At 69.5% G+C, this 17,937-nt stretch carries 16 protein-coding genes; 9 read left to right on the top strand and 7 right to left on the bottom strand.

Going from position 1 to position 17,937, the window contains the following annotated elements:
• Window positions 1–67 precede the first annotated feature (67 nt).
• Entirely contained in the window at window positions 68–373 is a 306-nt protein-coding gene (locus tag ABIC25_RS03165) for a hypothetical protein (RefSeq protein ID WP_033203819.1), read from the top strand.
• 88 nt (window positions 374–461) lie between these two features.
• Window positions 462–1,943 carry a serine/threonine-protein kinase gene (locus tag ABIC25_RS03160; RefSeq protein WP_354559912.1) on the top strand — a complete coding sequence of 494 codons (1,482 nt, stop codon included), beginning with the start codon at window positions 462–464 and terminating at the stop codon, window positions 1,941–1,943.
• 45 nt (window positions 1,944–1,988) lie between these two features.
• Here the strand turns inward: ABIC25_RS03160 and ABIC25_RS03155 are convergent, their stop codons facing one another.
• The 5 genes from ABIC25_RS03155 to ABIC25_RS03135 are packed head-to-tail and all read right to left on the bottom strand — an operon-like array spanning window position 1,989 to window position 8,467.
• The gene (locus ABIC25_RS03155) at window positions 1,989–2,801 is read right to left on the bottom strand and encodes a protein kinase domain-containing protein (RefSeq protein WP_239403717.1); all 813 of its coding nucleotides are present in this window, start codon (window positions 2,799–2,801) and stop codon (window positions 1,989–1,991) included.
• 1 nt (window position 2,802) lies between these two features.
• Window positions 2,803–4,926, bottom strand: a complete 2,124-nt coding sequence (locus ABIC25_RS03150) for a cation:proton antiporter (RefSeq protein ID WP_354559910.1) — start codon at window positions 4,924–4,926, stop codon at window positions 2,803–2,805.
• A 13-nt stretch (window positions 4,927–4,939) separates the two neighbouring features.
• Window positions 4,940–6,418 carry an FHA domain-containing protein gene (locus tag ABIC25_RS03145; protein ID WP_354559908.1) on the bottom strand — a complete coding sequence of 493 codons (1,479 nt, stop codon included), beginning with the start codon at window positions 6,416–6,418 and terminating at the stop codon, window positions 4,940–4,942.
• Complete coding sequence (locus tag ABIC25_RS03140; protein WP_354559906.1) at window positions 6,415–6,864, bottom strand: hypothetical protein; 450 nt, start codon at window positions 6,862–6,864, stop codon at window positions 6,415–6,417. The genes ABIC25_RS03145 and ABIC25_RS03140 overlap by 4 nt, the downstream gene beginning before the upstream one ends.
• 1 nt (window position 6,865) lies before the next feature.
• Window positions 6,866–8,467 carry an FAD/NAD(P)-binding protein gene (locus ABIC25_RS03135; RefSeq protein WP_004019998.1) on the bottom strand — a complete coding sequence of 534 codons (1,602 nt, stop codon included), beginning with the start codon at window positions 8,465–8,467 and terminating at the stop codon, window positions 6,866–6,868.
• Between the two features lie 522 nt (window positions 8,468–8,989).
• Between ABIC25_RS03135 and ABIC25_RS03130 the strand changes: the two genes are divergently transcribed.
• The 5 genes from ABIC25_RS03130 to ABIC25_RS03110 all read left to right on the top strand — a co-directional run bounded on the left by ABIC25_RS03130 (window position 8,990) and on the right by ABIC25_RS03110 (window position 14,050).
• The gene (locus ABIC25_RS03130; protein WP_354559905.1) at window positions 8,990–10,024 is read left to right on the top strand and encodes an AurF N-oxygenase family protein; all 1,035 of its coding nucleotides are present in this window, start codon (window positions 8,990–8,992) and stop codon (window positions 10,022–10,024) included.
• A gap of 31 nt (window positions 10,025–10,055) precedes the next feature.
• On the top strand, window positions 10,056–11,657 hold the full coding sequence (locus tag ABIC25_RS03125) for a 4Fe-4S binding protein (RefSeq protein ID WP_004020005.1): 1,602 nt from the start codon (window positions 10,056–10,058) through the stop codon (window positions 11,655–11,657).
• Window positions 11,658–11,663: 6 nt separating this feature from the next.
• Entirely contained in the window at window positions 11,664–12,146 is a 483-nt protein-coding gene (locus ABIC25_RS03120) for a hypothetical protein (RefSeq protein ID WP_354559903.1), read from the top strand.
• A complete protein-coding gene (locus ABIC25_RS03115) occupies window positions 12,143–13,105 on the top strand; it encodes an EamA family transporter (RefSeq protein ID WP_354559901.1) in 963 nt (320 codons plus the stop codon). The genes ABIC25_RS03120 and ABIC25_RS03115 overlap by 4 nt, the downstream gene beginning before the upstream one ends.
• A 147-nt stretch (window positions 13,106–13,252) precedes the next feature.
• Complete coding sequence (locus tag ABIC25_RS03110; protein WP_354559899.1) at window positions 13,253–14,050, top strand: maleylpyruvate isomerase family mycothiol-dependent enzyme; 798 nt, start codon at window positions 13,253–13,255, stop codon at window positions 14,048–14,050.
• Window positions 14,051–14,296: 246 nt separating this feature from the next.
• Here the strand turns inward: ABIC25_RS03110 and ABIC25_RS03105 are convergent, their stop codons facing one another.
• Complete coding sequence (locus ABIC25_RS03105) at window positions 14,297–15,928, bottom strand: DEAD/DEAH box helicase (protein WP_354559897.1); 1,632 nt, start codon at window positions 15,926–15,928, stop codon at window positions 14,297–14,299.
• A gap of 282 nt (window positions 15,929–16,210) precedes the next feature.
• Entirely contained in the window at window positions 16,211–16,774 is a 564-nt protein-coding gene (locus ABIC25_RS03100) for a helix-turn-helix domain-containing protein (protein ID WP_354559895.1), read from the bottom strand.
• 57 nt (window positions 16,775–16,831) lie between these two features.
• Between ABIC25_RS03100 and ABIC25_RS03095 the strand changes: the two genes are divergently transcribed.
• Both ABIC25_RS03095 and ABIC25_RS03090 read left to right on the top strand, forming a co-directional pair.
• Window positions 16,832–17,608: an AzlC family ABC transporter permease gene (locus tag ABIC25_RS03095; protein WP_354559893.1), complete on the top strand. Its 777-nt coding sequence runs from the start codon at window positions 16,832–16,834 to the stop codon at window positions 17,606–17,608.
• Window positions 17,605–17,928: an AzlD domain-containing protein gene (locus ABIC25_RS03090; protein WP_354559892.1), complete on the top strand. Its 324-nt coding sequence runs from the start codon at window positions 17,605–17,607 to the stop codon at window positions 17,926–17,928. The genes ABIC25_RS03095 and ABIC25_RS03090 overlap by 4 nt, the downstream gene beginning before the upstream one ends.
• Window positions 17,929–17,937 lie beyond the last annotated feature (9 nt).

Below are 17,937 nucleotides of genomic sequence, written 5' to 3'. Positions count from 1 at the left end.
TGAGTACGAAGTCCTGATCGCGGTGGCTTTCTGCACGATTCGCCCGGCGTGTAACCTGGTGGACACCATGACGTCACCGCTTCCGCAGAACGGCACCAACGACTTTCGCGCGATCCTGATCCACGTCGGGATCACCGTCGCCCTCGGACTCGGCCTGCTGTTCCTCGCGCACGCGTCGTCGGATTCGTTGCAGACCGTACTCGTCGTGGCCTCCCCCGTCGTGGTTCTCGTGGGCGCGAGCGCGATGCTGTACCGCACGTACCTGGTCTGGAAGCGCAACGGCCGCTGGCAGGTGTGGCAGGGCGGTGCGTGGTTCCTGCTGTTCTTCTTCATCGTGATGCTGTTCAACTCCGCCCCGCTCCTCTTCGAATGATCTCCGCGGCGACGACCGACGACTGATCACCCCGGGCGGACATGGTCCGACCGGTAAAGTCAGGACTCACCTGAGGTGAGGGGGCGCCGTGTCCGTCGGTCCGGCTCACGACGAGCCACTCCTGCCCGGCACTCTCGTCGGGCCTCATCGCGTCGACCGCCTGCTCCGCGGGCGCCCGCACGGTACGGACTACCTCGCGACCGTCCGCCACGGCGGCGCCGGGGAGCCCCCGACACCGGGTTCGCCTGCCGAGCGGGTTCTGCTCACCGTCGTCGACCGGGGGACCTCGGCCGACCCCGGGTTCCACGGCTGGTTCCCCGTTGCGCTCGAAAAGGCTTCCACGATGCGGCATCCCGCGATCGCACGCGTCGCCGGTCATGGTTCTGCCGGCGGGCGGTCATGGGTGGCGGTCACACCCGTGCCTGCTTCCGACGCCGCACTGCTCGTCCGCCGCCGGCCCGACGGCATCGGCGACGAACTCGCCGTGCGCATCGTCTCGATCGTGGGCGAGGCGCTCGACGCCGCACACCGCCGAGGACTGGTGCACGGAAACGTCTCCCCCGCCGACATCCTGCTCGCCGAGTCCGCAGACCTGACCGCCTCCACCGCGGCGACCCCCGGGGTCGTCACGCTCACCGGGTTCGGCCTCACCGCACCGGCGAACGGTGACCAGATGCCGCATCCGGCAGACGATGTCGCTTCCCTGGGTCGAACACTCGTCGAATTGCTCACCGGCACAGACTCGGTCGCACGGCATCGGGTGTCGGGAGCCGTGTCGCCGGCCTTCTACGCCGTGCTGGCGCGCGCACTCGACGCCGGTTCCGATCACCGATACCGCACCTGCGCGGAATTCGTCCGCGCCGCCGAACTCGCCCTACATCTCACGCACACCGGCGGCGAACCTCCGACCGAGGTCATCGTCGCGAACGCGCCCCGCCCGGACCACGTCCCACACGTGTTCCAGCCCGCAGGTCATCCGGACCGGCCGACCGAGATCAGCACCGACCGGAACCGGACGGTCGCGGCGACGGGGCAGCCGTCCACGACACCGGTGCCGGCGTCGCCACGACGCCGTCGATGGATCGCACCATTTCTCGTCGCGACGCTGGTCGTCGCCGTCGTCGTCGGATCGCTGATGCTCCTCGGTGCGCGCACCACCCGGCCCCCGTGGCCGTCGACCGTCGCCCCGATCGCCGCGGCCTTCCCGCAACTCCTCCCCGACACACCCGAGGGGACCGGCTGGCGCGATGCCGCCTGCGCGGCCGTCTTCCGCGACGGCGTCGACGCCATCTCGTGTACTGACGACGCGAGCGTCGGATTCGTGGTGTGGCGCACGCCGACGCCAGCCGCACGTGCCGCTGTCACGGCCGACCTGAAAGGTTTTCCCGGGGACGAGATCAGCTGGCGGGACGGGCCGGCTTCGACGAGCCGGGACAGTGTGGAGGACGGCTGGGTCGTCACGAATTTCAGCGGTTCACCACACGCGGAGTACACCCTGGTGACGACGTGGCCCGGGCACACCGGCCGCGAGATCCTGGACGACTGGTGGCGAACCGCGCCGCTGGGCTGACCGCCCGGACTGTCGCCCGCCCGGCGGCCGGTGCGCGGCCGTGGGTCAGCGCCCGCGGAGCGCGTCGATCCGGCCAGCGACCTCCGCGGCGGTCGACGGACGCGAACCGGCAAGCGCCAGGCAGTTGGCGATCAGGGTGCGTTCGTCGCGGTCCAGATTCTCCGAGAGCGCCGGCGGGGTCGACAGCGCCGCCCGGATCGCCAGCAGGGGTTGGGCGTCCGGGACCTCCCCGTACACCCCGTCGCCGGTGAGGGCACGGTGCAGACAGGCTCCGAGCGACCAGATGTCGGTCGCACGCGAGGGCACGTCACCCGCCAGCAGTGCCGGATCCATGTACTGCACCGCGCCGGGCTGGGCGAAGCTCGTGATGGGTTCGTCGGCGGCGAGGACCCGGGCCAGGCCGAGATCGGAGATCTTGCCACCGGTGTCGGTGACCATGATGCTCGACGGCGTGATGTTGGCGTGCGCGATCCCGGCTTCGTGCAGTGCGTCGACCCCGCGCGCCGCGTCGGCGATGGCGGCCAGCTTCTCGTCTCGGCTGAACTCGCGGGCCGGACTGCCCAGCGAGCCGAGCGGGAAGTACTCCATCGCGTACATGAACTGGCCCTGCAGCACCGCGTCGTAGAGGCCCGCGAGGTAGGGCGACACGACGGCCGCGAATGCCCGCAGTTCGCGCACGCCTCGGCGGTAGGCGTCGTCGCTGCAGACTCCCCCGAAGACCTTCACCACCACGCGGTCGGTGCTCAGACCCAATCGGGCCGGCGGCACGGCGAGGTAGAACGTCCCGTTGCCGCCCATGCCGAGCTTCTCGAGCACCGTGAAATCCGCCAGTTGCTGCGGGATCTCGACTGTCGCCATGTCAGTGCCTCTCCGATGATGAACCGATGTCGGGGCTGGATGTGTCGGGGGCCGCTCGCGACGGCGTGGGTTGCGCCACCGGCGGCGGATAGAGGGCCGCCACGCGGTCGCCCAGCGATTCCTCGCTTGTCCCGGTGTTGTCGACGACGGTGACCGGAACCGGTGTGCCCGGGCCACCCTCGTCCGGTGCGGTGACGGCGAACGACACCGCATCGTCGCGATGCCGCCGCGGATCCTGCACCGACACCGAGACTCCCTGTTCCGCAACAGCGTTGAGATCTGCGAGCCACCGTCGCCGGGACCCGGATGCGACGACGGTCAGCGAGCGCGATCCGAAGAGCGCCAGACCCGCGGCCACCAGCGCAGCGGTCCGGCCGCTGCGACTGTCGGCGGCGAAGCAGGTGACGGTGCTGCGACCCGGGGCCACCGCCTCATCTGCGGCCTCGTCGATCACGGCGACCGGGGCCGATCGCAGCGACTCCCCCAGGGATCGGTCCACACTGTCCACGACGATGATGTCGGCATGCGCGTTCTCCGACATCGCGTCGAGGTCGGCGGCCGGATCGGCGCTGAACCGGCACAGCACAGAGACCGAACCCGCGCCGGTCAGCGACGAGCCCAGCTCGGTGAGCTTCTCGACGGCCGAGGCGATCGCCGCGAAGTCCGGCACCACCGGGATACCGACCTCGAGTGGACGGGCGGACCGATCCGGAGCAGTGAGCAGCCCGGCCAGCACGACGTCGAATCCGGTGGCGCAATCCAGCATTCGCCGGTGCCTCGCTCGCAGATCCGCGACCGTCCCGACGGGATCGCGGATCAGCACCAGGACCCGGGGTGCGGTGGCGGTGGCCAGCGCACGCCGCTCGGCTGCCGCGATGTCGTTGGCCACCACCCGGTCCGGGTACACCACGCGCAACAACGGCTCGGTCAGGATCGTGGTCACCAGCGCCATCACGACGAGCATGGCGAACAGCTCGTCGCTCAGCACGCCGAGCTCCCGGCCGGCGGCGAGGATCACCAGCTCGGTCAGTCCGCGCGTGTTCATCAACACCGCGATGGCCGCACTCTGCCTGGTGGGTATCGCACTCACCCGCGCGCCGGCATAGGCACCGACGAACTTGCCCGCGATCGCGACGAGCAGGACCAGGAGCAACTGCCCCATCCCCGCGAACCCGATCTCGGTGAGGTCGACGTTGAGTCCGGTCACGACGAAGAACATCGGCAGCAGAAGCAGCACGCTCGCCTGCTCGAGCCGCTCGAGGATCTCCCGGTGCAGCTGCTCGGCCCCCACCTTCGGCATCACCGCGCCGAACACGAAGGCGCCGAAGATCTGGTGGATGCCGATGACGTCGGTCGCCGCCGCCGAGAGGAACAGACCGATCAGGATGACCGCCAGGATGTCCGGGGTGAGCCGGCCGGCCGTGTCGCGCCACGCGATCAGCTTGGCCAGCAGGGGACGAACCACGCCGAACATCACGGCCGCGTACACGAGCGTGAGCCCGACGATCTTGGCGACCTCGAGCGGACTGCCGCCCTGGATGATCGCGATGATGAAGGCCAGCAGCGTCCACGCCAGGATGTCGTCGATCGCGGCCGCGGCCAGGCTGAAGACCCCGGGGACGGTCCGCATCATCCCGCGGTCGGTGAGGATTCGCGCCAGTACCGGGAAGGCGGTGATCGACATCGCGACGCCCATGAACAGCACCATCCCGAGCCGTTCGATCTCCATGCCCCCGACCATGTTGTGCGAGGGGTAGAGCAGCACACCGAGCCCGGCACCGAGAGCGAACGGCAGGGCGATCGAGAAGGCCGAGATGCTCGCCGCCGCGCGTTCACGCCCCTTGGTCAGCCGCATGTCCAGTTCGAGGCCGACGATGAACATGAACAGCACGAAACCGATCTGCGCCAGCGCGCCCAGCAGCGGCCGGACGTCGTCGGGGAACAGCCACTGGTCGGGATCGCCGGGCAGGAGTCCGAGCAGGCTGGGGCCCAGCGCGATCCCGGCGGCGATCTCGCCGACCACGGCCGGCTGACGGCACGCCCGCGCGATCATCCCGCCCACCCGGGCGGCGGCGATGACGACCGCGACGTCGAGCAGCAGGAAGGCGATCGTGTGTTTCTCCATGACCTCGGATCCCTCAGATGCGGGCGTGGTGCGACTCGAAGATGAAGTGCCGACCGCCGATTCGCACATGCGATCCGGGCACCAGCACATGGGCACGATGCGGCAGCAGGCGGGTCTCGCGGTTGCCGTTGCTGGGATCGGCGACGAAGGTGCCGTTGGCGGACCCGAGGTCGACCAGTTGCACCGTCCACTCCACCAGCCGGATCTCGACGTGCCGCCGCGACAGCTGACCGGTTTCGTCCTGTACGCGAATCGGTTTCGGCGAACCCGCCGGTCCGCCTCCGGCTGATCCCGGCTCTCGACCGATGACCAGGTCCTCGTCGAGCAGGAAGGTGAATCCGTTGTCGAGCAGCAACCAGCCCAGCGGCGGCCGCTCCCCCTCGACGAGGAAGGTCGTCAACTGATCCATCCGGATTCCGCAGACTCCGCACAGCCACGACTGCGGGTGGTTCAGATGGCCTCGCGAGCAACGTATCCCGTGGACCATGGCCCGGGAGGCCTCGATCTTGACGACCTCGGTCGCGGGCTTCTGATGCTCTGCCTTGGGCAGGGGCGCGCGCGGTTCGAGAGGCTCGGCGAACGGATTCGACGCGGCTCCGGGTTCGACGGGCGCGCGTCCGCCCGGCGGCATGGTGTCCCGCGGCGCGGGCTCGGACGGGAGCGGCGCGTTCGGCGACAACGGTTCCGCCTCGAACGGGCCGCCCAGCGGAGTCGAGGTGAACGGCAGCGGGCCCGGCGCGGGCGATCCGAGACTCCCGGCGCCGGGGGCCATCCGTTCGGTGGTGCCCATCGGGTCGGGCTCCGGTTCCGCTTCGGGTGCCGGAGTTCTGAGCATCTCGGGATCCGGCTCGTCGAGCCCTCCCAGCGCCTCGGTCGGCGGCCCCGCATCCGGGTCGGGTCGGGGCGGTTCGACCACCCGGTCCGGCCGCGGCTGCGCCGCTCTGTCGGGCCGAGGCTGCGCCGCTCTGTCGGACACCGCGTGGAACTCGGTGCCGCGCAGACCGAGTGGAGTGTGCAGCAACGCACCCGCGGCGGGCACCGTGCCCTCGACCAGGTCGAATCGCTCCTCGCCGACCTCGGCCGGCTCGGTGCCGGCGAGATACAGCCCGAGACCCTCGTACGGCCACGGCACGGCGCGGTCGTAGGTGTCGCCGGCGGCCGGCTCGACACGCTTGCCGTCGGTCTCGCCGTACACCCGGCCCGAGAGGAAGATCGCGATGCCGGCACTGTCGGGTGCGGCGAAGGCGATGTCGACCGGGTCGGCTGCGGTGGCCACCAGTTGCGCCAGCGCCCGCACCAGGTGCCGTCCGCGTCGGGGTGCCGAATCCGGCACGGAGACCGCCGATTCGATGTCGAGGAGGTCGGTGAGGAAGGACGCGGGCACCGTGTCGTTCAACAGGCACAGGAACGCCGGCGTCCGGATCACGACCCCCTCCCCGCGGATCAGCGTCACGGTCGGTGTGACGCTGGGGATGTCGCCCGGACTGGTCACAGGAAACGACCTCCCTGGAATCGCCAGTGGGGGAAGACCGCTCGCAGTGGCCCGTTGACCGCCACCCACACGAGCAGCCACGTGGTGACGAACTGGACCGAGAACACGAAGGGATTTGGCCGGAGGGATTCCGGGATGAGTCCCGTGTTGTCGATCACCACCCACACGAGAATTCCCTCGTTGATGGCGGTGAGGAGCCCGAACAGCGTCGGCCAGTCCTTCTCCCACCGGAACTGCTGCAGGAAGTGGTACAGGAATTCCCAGAACACCCCGAGGACGATGACGGTGACGAGCACGGTGAAGGCGACCCGGTAGACGTCGAGGATCGTCGGATCACCCGAGGAGATCAGCCAGAGGAACGGGACCAGCACGACGGTCCACAGACCACCGAGGATGCCGAGCACGAGCACGCGGGTCTGGATTCGCCCCCACAGGGTGGGCAACATGTCAGTCGACTCCCTTGTTGTTCATCCAGCGCCACCACTGAGCGGTCGACCGCCACGGCGTCAGGCGCTTGCAGAAACCCTGGCGCGCCAGGTCGTCGACGATCTCCAGGGCGGCGATCTGCAGGCCGAGGAACGTGTCGACGCCGGGAAAATAGCCCCCGAGTGTGGCACTGCCGGAGGCGTAGAGCTTGCCGTTCCCGCTCCGCGTGCCCTTCAGCTCGAAGTCACGTTCGACATCCATGCGGCCGACGGGGTTGATGCCGGCACCGGTGTGGTCGAGCAGGTCGCGCAGCAGGCGGTGCTCGCGAACGTCGGCTTCGAGTCCGGTGCAGTCGATCACGTAGTCCGCGTAGATCTCGAAGGTCCCGTCGGGCCGGTGGTCCTGCCGGATCGGTGCGTGCGGGTCGACCCGCACCGTGGTCACCACACCCTGACCACCCGCCGCGGGCACCAGACTCTCCGCCTTGCCGACGGCGACGCGGTACCAGCCCTCGCGCCGCCCACGCGCCAGCTGCTCCTGCCAGTCGTCGCGGACCGGCGTGTTGGTGCCGCCCATCTGCTTGTACGCCTCGGCCCGCTCATGCCCCTCGAGCTTGCGCATCCGGGCCTTGAGCTGTCCGCCCCAGACCGACTTCGGGTAGTTGAACCCCTGATAGGCCCAGCCGTCCTTGCCCTTGCGCCGCATGAAGATGTGCGGCCCGTGCGGTTTGTCGTAGTAGGTGCGGAACAGGTGCACGATCTGCGTCTGGAGTCCGTACGCGTCGCGATCGTCGATGAGTCGCTGGAGAACCCGGGAGGCGACGATCCCGGCGCCGCGGATCACCACGGTGCCGGGCTTGCGCTGCAACGACTGATAGATGTGTTCGTGGGATTCGTAGGCGTTCACGACCTTGCTGGCGTCGCGGTAGGTCTCCCGGAACGCCTGCAGATCGGGCAGCAGTTTGATCCCGGGGTAACCGATCGCGACGTGGACCCACTGGCTGCGGAACGCCACCCGCTTGGTGGGCGAAGATCCTTGCGGCGGTGTGAGAATCGTGAAATACCCGCCACCGGCGCGGCGCCGGATCATCCGGACCTGGCCGCGGTGCAGGCACTTCAGGTAGCCGATGCGCTCGCACTCCTTCTCCATCGAGGCGAATGCCTGTCCGGCCTTCGGCGTGTAGAAGTTCGCGAAGACGGGTTCCACCAACACGTTCCACAGAGGCTTGAACTTCTTGTCCGCCCACGCCTCCCGGACCGCGTACGACGGGAAACCCCAGATGTTGTCCGGGGTCGACGCCGAGTCGGAACGCAGGCGCTCCCCGCGGGGGATCTGCGACACCCGCGTCAGATACTCGTAGCTGTGCCACGGCACATCCTGCGGGCCGAGCACCGCGATCCGATCGAGCGGCACCCCGCTGATCCGCAAGTAGTCGACGGTCACGAACGAGCCGATGCCCGACCCGACCGTCACGAACGGGACGTCGACGACGGGAATGCCCGCTCCCTCGACCATCGCGTCGGTCCAGATGTCGGTGTCGATGAGTTGCGGGGTCAGATCGCCGAGGGCACCGCCGGGACCGGGCGCACCCCGGTTCGGCGACCGCGGGGCCTGCCGCGGCATCGGACCGGGAGCAGGCGGGGGCGGCGGACCGGGCCGATGAGGACCCGGCGCACCCGGGCGGGGACCGCCCGGATGGGGCATACCCGGCGGGGGCCCGCCCGGCGGGGGGACGACACGCGTCGGACCCTGCGGCGGCTGATTCACGACCGGCTCCGGACCCGGGTCACGACCGCGGGCGCTCCGTGCCGGCAGGCGCGGGTGGAGTGCGTCGGGGCCCGGAAGCGCTGGGACGCGTGAACACGACGGGACATCGCTCCTCCAGGTGAGCAGACACGGGCACGGACGGTGGTAACTCTAACCCGCGACCATCGCCTCGACCGGGTTATATAACCCGATCGAATTACACCCGTCTCACCAGGTCAGCCCCCGAAGCCGGACATCGGCCGGCAGGTGCACCAGCCCATTGTGCCGGTATCGAACGTGACATCGACTGTTGACAAATAAGGCGGCGTCGAAATACGTTCGAGTCATCCGCTGTGGTCTGTTTCACCGACCGAGCCGCCCACCCGAAGGGATGCGACGATGACGAAAGCACTGACCCCGACCGATCGGGAGCACGAGGCCCCCGCCCGCTACGTGCCGCAGCACGACAAGTCCGGCGGCGACCACGACTACGGCCAGGTGCTCGACGACCTGTCCGCGGCCTCGGTCCACCGCAACTTCGATCCCTACGTGGACATCGACTGGGACGCGCCGCACATGGCGATCACCGAGAACGACCCCCGGTGGATCCTGTCCTACGAGGTCGATCCCATCGGCCGTCACCCGTGGTACCAGCAGCTCCCCCAGGAGAAGCAGATCGAGATCGGCATGTGGCGCCAGGCCAACGTCGCCAAGGTCGGACTGCAGTTCGAGTCGATCCTCATCCGCGGCCTGATGCAGTACAGCTTCAAGCTCCCCAACGGCGCGCGCGAATTCCGGTACACCACGCACGAATGCAAGGAGGAGTGCAACCACACCCTGATGTTCCAGGAGTTCATCAACCGCACCGGGGTGGATGTGCCGGGCGCCAAGATCGGCTACCGGCTGATCTCTCCGTTCGTCCCGCTCGTCTCGACCGTCTTCCCCACCCTGTTCTTCTTCGGGGTCCTCGGCGGCGAGGAGCCGATCGACCACATCCAGAAGGACTTCCTGCGCACCCGCGCCAGCCTGCATCCCACGATGGCGGCGGTCATGCAGCTCCATGTCGCCGAGGAGGCGCGCCACATCTCGTTCGCCCATCACCTCATCCGTGAGCAGGTGCCGCAGCGTGGCCGTTTCCAGCGGTTCATCCTGTCCCTCATGCTCCCGTTGACCATGCGCATCCTGTGCGGCGCGATCGTGGTGCCCCCGCGTGGATTCGCCAAGCGTTTCGACGTCCCCGATGAGGTAATGAAGGACATCTTCTGGCGGTCGGCGGAGTCGAAGCGCTTTCTGCGCAACGTCTTCGGCGACGTTCGGATGCTCGGCGAGCAGAGCGGGCTGATGAACCCGGTGTCGCGACTGCTGTGGCGTGCACTCGGCATCAGCGGTCGGCCCTCGCGTTTCCGCAGCGAGCCCACCTACACCGCGGCCTGAGCCGCACCGAACGCAGGTAGATCCCGAGACCATGCCCCACGTCGTCACCCAGGCGTGCTGCGGCGACGCGTCGTGCGTCTATGCATGCCCCGTCAACTGCATCCACCCCACGCCCGAAGAACCCGACTTCGGCATCGCCGAGATGCTGTACATCGATCCCGCGACCTGTGTCGACTGCGGCGCGTGTGTCAGTGCGTGCCCGGTCGGCGCCATCGTCCCGGGTCACCGTCTGCCCGCGGGCCAGGAGCGGTTCGTCGAGGTCAACGCGACGCAGTACCACGATCCGGCCGACGGGGCCGCTCGCTTCCCCGTCGACCCGGCCCGTCGGCTGCCACTCGCACCCATCGACCGGCCGCGGCAGCTGGCCGTCGAGCGCTCGATCTCGATCGGCATCGTGGGGTCGGGTCCCTCGGCGATGTATGCCGCCGACGAGTTGCTGCGGCAGCCGCAGGTCTCGGTCACCATGTACGAGCGCCTCGACCGACCGTTCGGGCTGGCACGCTTCGGCGTCGCACCCGATCACCTGCACACCCGCAAGGTGATGGAGCTGTTCGACGACATCGCGCGCAACCCGCGTCTGGAGATCCTGCTGAACACCGAGGTCGGGCGGGATCTCACCTTGGCCGACCTGCGCGCCCGGCACCAGGGCGTGATCTGGGCGGGCGGCGCCCCCACCGACCGGCGACTCGCACTGCCCGGATTCGACCTCCCGGGTGTGTCCAGTGCGACCTCCTTCGTGGGCTGGTACAACGGCCACCCCGACTTCACCGACCTCGACGTCGACCTGGACACCGAGCGTGTGGTGGTCGTGGGCAACGGCAACGTCGCCCTCGATGTCGCGCGCATTCTCGTCGCCGACCCGGACACGCTCGCGGCCACCGACATCTCTCGCAGTGCGCTGGCGACCCTGCGGGCCTCGTCGGTGCGCGAAGTCGTCGTGATGGGACGTCGCGGACCCGCGCACGCGGCGTTCACCCTGCCCGAACTCATCGGACTGGTCGATTCGGGTGTCCCGGTCACCGTCGATGCCGCCGATCTCGATGCGCTCCCCGCGCCGGCCGATCTCGACGCCACCGTCCGCGGCAAACTCGAGATCCTGGCCGAATGCGCCGCGCGCCCCGAGCCGACGGGCCGTCGAATCCGGCTGGCCTTCTTCAGCTCACCGTCCGAGGTGACCGCAGGCCCCCACGGTCGGGCGAGCGCGTTGGTCGTCGGCCGCAACCGGCCGGTCGTCGACGACGCCGGGTCCGCGGTGGGCATCGAACCCACCGGCGACACCACCACTCTCGAGACCGGGTTGGTCCTCACCTCGGTCGGCTACCGCGGCGTGCCGGTACCCGGCCTGCCGTTCGACGACGCCGCGGGGGTCATCCCCCACCTCGACGGCCGCGTTCTCGACGGGACCGAACCCGTGTCGGGCATGTACGTGACGGGGTGGATCAAGCGAGGGCCGTCGGGCTTCATCGGCACCAACAAGACCGATTCCGCGCAGACCGTCGCGTCGTTGCTCGACGACCTCGAGGCGAAGGCGCCGGAGGTCTCGGTGCCGCGTCGGCGTCGGCTACTCGGCCGACGTCTGGGTGTCGCGCAGTCCGTCGCCGGCCTCGACGGCGGGGCCACTGCACTAGATTGAGCAGCCATGGGGCCCGCGTATCAGCGCACCACCGTGCGTGCCGATCTGTCCGATCTTTCCGCCGACGTCGCCGCGACGCTGCGCGACCACGCCGAGTCGAAGCAGCTCACCGTCACCGATGATCTGCCGGCGTGGATCACCCGGAGCATCAACCCGCCGTCGACGACCTTCCTCGGCAAGGTCTTCGGACGACGCAGCAACCCGGTCGACCCCGACTCCGAGCACCAGACGCTGATCGTGCTGCACCCGACCCACCTGATCGTCGTCGTGTCCGGGGCCAAGCGCGGGGTCGCGGCGTTGTCGTGTCCGCTGGCTGTCGCGTCGATGTCGTCGACCCCGTATCTTCCCGAGTCGGACGGATTCTCGGTGACCGGGTTCGCCGGTGACGAGGGTCGCCCGGGCAGCTTCTACCTCGGGACCGGCGAGCCGGCCGGGCCGGAGTGCCGCGAAGCCCTTCGCACGGCGATCGTCGCCGCGAAGAATCCGTGAGCTCCGCGGACCGTACTCCCGCCCTCCCCCGACCTGCCCTCGGCATCACGCTGGCACTCATCTCCTCGGCCTGCTTCGGCATCTCCGGCGTACTCGCCCGGGCCATGATCGAGGCGGGGTGGTCGGCCGGCGCGACGGTCACGGTGCGCATCGCGCTCGGCGGACTGGTGTTGGCCGTGCCCGGCCTGCTCGCCTTCCGCGATCGCCGACGGCCCGTCCCGGACCGGCCCGGCCGCCGGTCCTGGCCCGTGCTCGTCAGCTATGGTCTGCTCGCCGTGGCAGGCTGTCAGCTCGCCTACTTCTACGCGGTGACCTACCTGCAGGTCGGGGTCGCGCTGCTCATCGAGTACACCGCGCCGGTCGCGGTGCTGGTGTGGCTGTGGCTCCGCCACGGTCAGCGTCCGGGACGGGTCACGGTCCTCGGCGCGGCCCTCGCGATCGCCGGACTGGCACTCGTGCTCGACCTGACGGGCGACGTGCCGATCAGTGCGGTCGGGGTGCTGTGGGCGCTGGCCGCGATGGTCGGGGCCGCCGCCTACTTCGTGATCTCGGCCGACGATCGCACGGGCTGGCCGCCGTTGAGCCTCGCCGCCGGCGGCCTGCTCATCGGTGCGCTGGCCCTCGTCGGCGCCGGACTGACCGGACTCCTGCCGATGACCATGACCACCGTTCCGGTCCGGGTCGGTGCACTCGAGGTGGCCTGGTGGGTGCCGCTGGTCCTGCTCGGTGTGGTCTCGGCCGCCATGGCCTACGGCTTCGGCATCGCGGGCGGGCGGCTCCTCGGCGCGCGCGTGATGTCTTTCGTCGCGCTGTCCGAGGTCCTGTTCGCGGTGGTCTTCGCCTGGCTGGTTCTCGACGAACTGCCGGCACCGATCCAACTCGCCGGCGGCCTGCTCATCGTGCTCGGCGTCGTGTGCGTCCGTCTCGGCGAAGCCGCCCCAGCAGCGTCACACGATTGAGAATCACCGTGCGCGTTTGTGAATAATGTTGCGCACGTTGCACATCTGTCCCCAGGTTCGGCGTGTTGGGACTGAATGTGTCGCACGTCGCAACGCGCCGGGGTACTGTCGTGCCCCATGTGGGGGGAGGAACCACGCGCGACGGGGATGTTCTCGAGGTTTGACTACATCGACGCCGCGCTCACGACCGGGGATCGGTTCACCGATCTCGTGCTCGGGGTCGACGACCCCGACACCCGGCTCCCGGACGTCCCCGGCTGGACGCTGACCGACTGCCTGGGTCATGTGGCCTCGGCACCGTCGCGCTTTCTCGGACTCGCCCGCGGCGAAGGCGAATGGTGTTGTTCGGCGGTCGACGTCCCCGACTTCAACGCCAAGCAGATCGCCAACCTGCCCACCCGAGACGTGCGACTGCTGTGCCGGCGGCTGGCCGACGACCTGCGCGAACTCGTCGACGAGGTGTCGCACTTCCACGCCCAGGTCCCCAAGATGCACTTCGACGGCGACCGCCTCATCCGCGCGGACGCCGCACTGGGTCTGCTGATCGGTGAGTTCGTCGTGCACGCCCACGACATCGCCCGGGCCGTCGGCGCCCGCTGGTGGGTCGAGCCCGAGGTGGTGTCGATGATCATCCGCGCCCGCCAGCACATCCTGCCGAGCTGGGTCGATCCGGTGAACGCCGCCGGCCATTCCGGCACCTACGATATCCGGTTGCGCGGGTGCGGCGAACGCCATGTCTACGAGTTCACCGACGGCGAGCTCGTGATCGACCCGCCGGAACCCCGCCGCCCCGACGTACACATCAGCGTCGACCCGGCCACCGCCCTCCTGGCCGGCTACGGCCGGGTGTCGCCGGGTTGGATCGGCCTCACCGGCAAGGCGATCGCCTGGGGCGCCCGCCCGTGGCTCGCACCGCGGCTGGCCCAGCGATTCCTACCCGCCTGAGCGGGCGCGTTGCTCCCTGATCCGAAAGCAGCACCAGATTCCTTGTTCCCGTAGTCCGGAGAGAGGGCCGCCCCTCTGCCCCCTGAGGTGCGAGGAGCGAAAGCCGCCGGGCCGAGCAAGCGACGAAGGAGCGCGTCGAGGTCGACGAGCCTCGAAGGGCGGCGACCATGGTCACCAGCCCCTCGAGGCTCACTTCGCTCGCGTAGGCGAGCGCCGTTCTTCGATTGTGCGGCTGACGTATCAGGTTCAGCGACCGGTCGGCGAACCAGCGGGGCGGCTCACCCGACGACCCTGCCCGCGGCTGCCCGCGCGCTGCTGATCGCCGGCCCGCGAGTGTCCCGCGCCTCGACCCTGACCGCCTGTGCGACCCTCGGCCGAGCGCGAACCGCCCGACCGTGAGTCACTCCGGGCCGGACGTCCGCGGCCCTCGCCGCGGGTGCCGCGCGAGTCACCGCCGGCGGCGTTCCGGCCACCGCCGGTGCCGGCGCTCCGGTTCTCGCCTCGAGCACTGCCGTTACCACCCTGGCCTCGGCCACGACCGCCGCGGCGACTCCCCTGTGACCGGCCACCCTGAGCGCGGCCGCCCTGGGACCGACCACCCTGAGCACCGCCGCCACGCGCGGCCTCGGCTGCGGCGCGCGCGGCTGCGGACACGCGGGGCGCGCGCTCGCCGACGAGCTCGTCGACGGCCGCCGACGAGGCGTCGACGGAGACGGGGGTGACGTTGATCTTCGCCCTGCGCAGCAGCTGCGCGACCTCACGACGCTGCTCGTGCAGGCACACGGTCACCACGTCGCCGGCCGACCCGGCCCGGGCGGTGCGGCCCGAGCGGTGCAGGTACGCCTTGTGCTCGGCCGGCGGGTCGACGTGAACGACGAGCTCGATGCCGTCGACGTGCACGCCGCGGGCGGCGACGTCGGTGGCGACGAGGACGCGGACGTCTCCCTCACCGAATGCGGCGAGGTTGCGGTCGCGCTGCGCCTGGCTGAGGTTGCCGTGCAGGTCGACGGCGGGGATCCCGGCCTCGGTCAGCTTCTTGGCGAGCTTCTTGGCCTGATGCTTGGTGCGCATGAACAGGATGCGGCGCCCGGTGCCGGAGGCGAGCTCGGCGACGAGATCCTGCTTGTTCGCCGAGGAGACCTCGAAGACGTGGTGGGTCATCGCGGCGACCGGCGACTCCGCCGAGTCCACCGAATGCAGCACCGGGTTGTCGAGGAAGCGCTTGGCGAGCTTGTCGACGCCATTGTCCAACGTCGCCGAGAACAGCATCCGCTGTCCGTCGGCGGGGGTCGCGGCCAGAATCTTGGTCACGACGGGGAGGAAGCCGAGGTCGGCCATGTGGTCGGCCTCGTCGATCACGGTGATCTCGACCTCGTCGAGGCGGACGATGCCCTGGCGCATCAGGTCCTCGAGACGACCGGGGCAGGCGACGACGATGTCGACGCCGCGGCGGAACGCCTGCTCCTGGCGGGTCTGCTTGACCCCGCCGAAGACGGTGGTGACGGTGAGTCCCACGGAAGCGGCGAGCGGCTCGACGACCGCGGCGATCTGGGTCGCCAGCTCGCGGGTGGGCGCCAGGATCAGGCCGGTGGGTGCTCCCACGTAGCGCTTGACCTGCATCTCGGCCAGGCCGGCGACGAGCGGGATGGAGAAGGCGAGGGTCTTGCCCGATCCGGTCTTGCCGCGGCCCAGGACGTCTTTGCCGTCGAGGGTGTCGGGCAGGGTGTCCTGCTGGATCGGGAAGGCGTCGGTCTTGCCCTGCGAGGCCAGGACCTTGACGAGTTCGGTTGGAACACCGAGGGATTCGAACGACACACCGGGAGCAGACGCAGCGGCGTCGGCAGGGGTGGTCGTCGGGGTTTCGAGTACAGCAGTCATGTGGTGTGCAGGTGTCTTCCTGTGCTTGGCACGCGAACAGCACGACTGACGTGCAAGGCGGTGCCGGTGGCGAACACGCGGGTGCGCGAGCTCGTTCGCCGTATGAAGTCAATGGCAGGTGGCCGACCTGTGTCGGAATCTCCAGACCTGCGAGAGAGGCGTTCTACGACGCTAGACGCGGCCGGTACGGGCGCATCACTGACAGCAACAGTACGCGTCGGTCATCGATACCGCGAATCGCTGTGATGCACGTCGCGTTTCGCCGAAACCTGTGCCACCGTCTCAGAACGCCTCGCTGAGCATCACCGCAACGGTACCCGGCTCCAGTGCGTCGAAGACGTGCTCGACGTCGCCGGGGTACGAGATGTAATCACCCGCCGCGAGGACTTCGGCCGAGTCCGTGGGACCGAGACGCGCACGGCCGCAACTGATCACGACATGCTCGATGATCCCGCGCGCATGCGGCGCCGAGATTCTCGGCTTGCCGGGTTCGGCCCGGATGACATACATGTCGCGCCGCGACCCCGGCGAGGCGGTGGACAGCAGGGTGGCCGAATAGTCCGCGTCCGCGGCCGGGATCACCGGCCCCTCGCCGAAACGGATGACCTCGACCGCCGGCATCGGCGAATCCAACAGCGCCGAGAACTGCACGCCCAAGGCCGTCGAGAGGGCCCAGAGGGTTTCCACGCTCGGATTCCCCTCCCCCGATTCGAGCTGGGACAGCGTCGACTTCCCGATTCCGGCTCGGCGCGCGAGTTCGGTCAGGGACAGACCGGCCCGCGTTCGTTCCCGTTTCAGCGACGCCGCGACGAGCTCTTTCGGGTTCACCGACCGTGCATCGTTCATCAAACCGTCCGATCGTCCATCTTGACGAACACACTCCTCTTGTTCACTATAATAGTCATGCGTTCGGCTTGGAGAACACTCGACACGGCGACCCTGCGCGCCGTCGTCGTGATGTCTCTGTCGGTGCTCGTCATCGGAGCGTCGTACGGCGTGGCCGCGCACACCGCGGGTCTCGCGCTGTGGCAGATCGTCCTGATCGCCACCGTGGTGCTCGCCGGCTCGTCGGAATTCGTCTTCGTCGGCATCCTCGCCGCCGGCGGGCTCCCGATCCTGGCTGCGCTGGCGGGCCTGTTGGTGAACACCCGCAACTTCGGATACGGCCTCGCCGTCGGGAAACACCTGCGCAGCACTCCCGAGATCCTGTTCGGCGCACACCTCATCAATGACGAGACAGCAGCCCTGGCGACGGCCGAGTCCGACCCACGTCGCGCACGCGCCGCATTCCTGTTGTGCGGGCTGGGTGTTCTCGTCTCGTGGCCCGTCGGCGCAGCCCTGGGGGCCGCCCTCGGCGGCGTGGTCGCCGACCCGGCGAGCCTCGGGCTCGACGCCGCGTTCCCCGCCCTGCTCGCCGCATTGGCCATCCCGGCCCTTCGCGACGGCGCCACCTGGGCGGCCGTGACCATCGGCGCAGCGGTCGCCGTGGCGTCGACACCGTTTCTGCCGGCCGGGTTGCCGATCATCGGTGCGCTCGGGGGGTTTGCCGCGCTGGAGACGGCCCGGCGGTTCCGTGCGGCACCGCCGCGCACACCGGATCGGTCCGACTCCGACGCCGCCGACGAGGACATCACGACACGTGACATATTCGGGCACAACACCATTCGGAGCGGGCAGTGAACACCGGGGCCTCCCTCGCGATCGGCGTCGCACTCCTCGCCGTCGGCACCTACGCGATGCGCGCAGCCGGACCTGTTCTGCGGAACCGGATCTCGGTGTCGCAGGCGACCGAGAAGCTGATGGACCGGGCGGCCGTCGTCCTGCTCGTCGCCGTGGCGCTGACGGGCGCGTTCTTCATCGACCACGACTTCGCCGGATGGGCGCGGCCCGCTGGTGTGGCGGTCGGCGTGATCGCGGCGCTGCTCAAGGCGCCCCTCGCCGTCGTCGTCATCCTCGCCGCCGCCACCGCCGCGGGATTACGAGCACTCGGCGTCGCCTGACGTCATCGT

The sequence above is a fragment of the Gordonia sp. PvP123 genome, assembly GCF_040547295.1.
GTDB classification, from domain to species: domain Bacteria; phylum Actinomycetota; class Actinomycetes; order Mycobacteriales; family Mycobacteriaceae; genus Gordonia; species Gordonia terrae.
This window is presented reverse-complemented; position numbering and strand designations above follow the sequence as displayed.

What these genes read in the sequence shown, in the direction of transcription:
- ABIC25_RS03165 (WP_033203819.1), top strand. Translation starts at nt 68, where the DNA reads ATGACGTCACCGCTTCCGCAGAACGGCACCAACGACTTTCGCGCGATC.
- ABIC25_RS03155 (WP_239403717.1), bottom strand. Translation starts at nt 2,801, where the DNA reads ATGGCGACAGTCGAGATCCCGCAGCAACTGGCGGATTTCACGGTGCTC.
- ABIC25_RS03150 (WP_354559910.1), bottom strand. Translation starts at nt 4,926, where the DNA reads ATGGAGAAACACACGATCGCCTTCCTGCTGCTCGACGTCGCGGTCGTC.
- ABIC25_RS03140 (WP_354559906.1), bottom strand. Translation starts at nt 6,864, where the DNA reads ATGTTGCCCACCCTGTGGGGGCGAATCCAGACCCGCGTGCTCGTGCTC.
- ABIC25_RS03135 (WP_004019998.1), bottom strand. Translation starts at nt 8,467, where the DNA reads ATGCCGCGGCAGGCCCCGCGGTCGCCGAACCGGGGTGCGCCCGGTCCC.
- ABIC25_RS03130 (WP_354559905.1), top strand. Translation starts at nt 8,990, where the DNA reads ATGACGAAAGCACTGACCCCGACCGATCGGGAGCACGAGGCCCCCGCC.
- ABIC25_RS03125 (WP_004020005.1), top strand. Translation starts at nt 10,056, where the DNA reads ATGCCCCACGTCGTCACCCAGGCGTGCTGCGGCGACGCGTCGTGCGTC.
- ABIC25_RS03120 (WP_354559903.1), top strand. Translation starts at nt 11,664, where the DNA reads ATGGGGCCCGCGTATCAGCGCACCACCGTGCGTGCCGATCTGTCCGAT.
- ABIC25_RS03110 (WP_354559899.1), top strand. Translation starts at nt 13,253, where the DNA reads ATGTTCTCGAGGTTTGACTACATCGACGCCGCGCTCACGACCGGGGAT.
- ABIC25_RS03105 (WP_354559897.1), bottom strand. Translation starts at nt 15,928, where the DNA reads ATGACTGCTGTACTCGAAACCCCGACGACCACCCCTGCCGACGCCGCT.
- ABIC25_RS03100 (WP_354559895.1), bottom strand. Translation starts at nt 16,774, where the DNA reads ATGAACGATGCACGGTCGGTGAACCCGAAAGAGCTCGTCGCGGCGTCG.
- ABIC25_RS03095 (WP_354559893.1), top strand. Translation starts at nt 16,832, where the DNA reads ATGCGTTCGGCTTGGAGAACACTCGACACGGCGACCCTGCGCGCCGTC.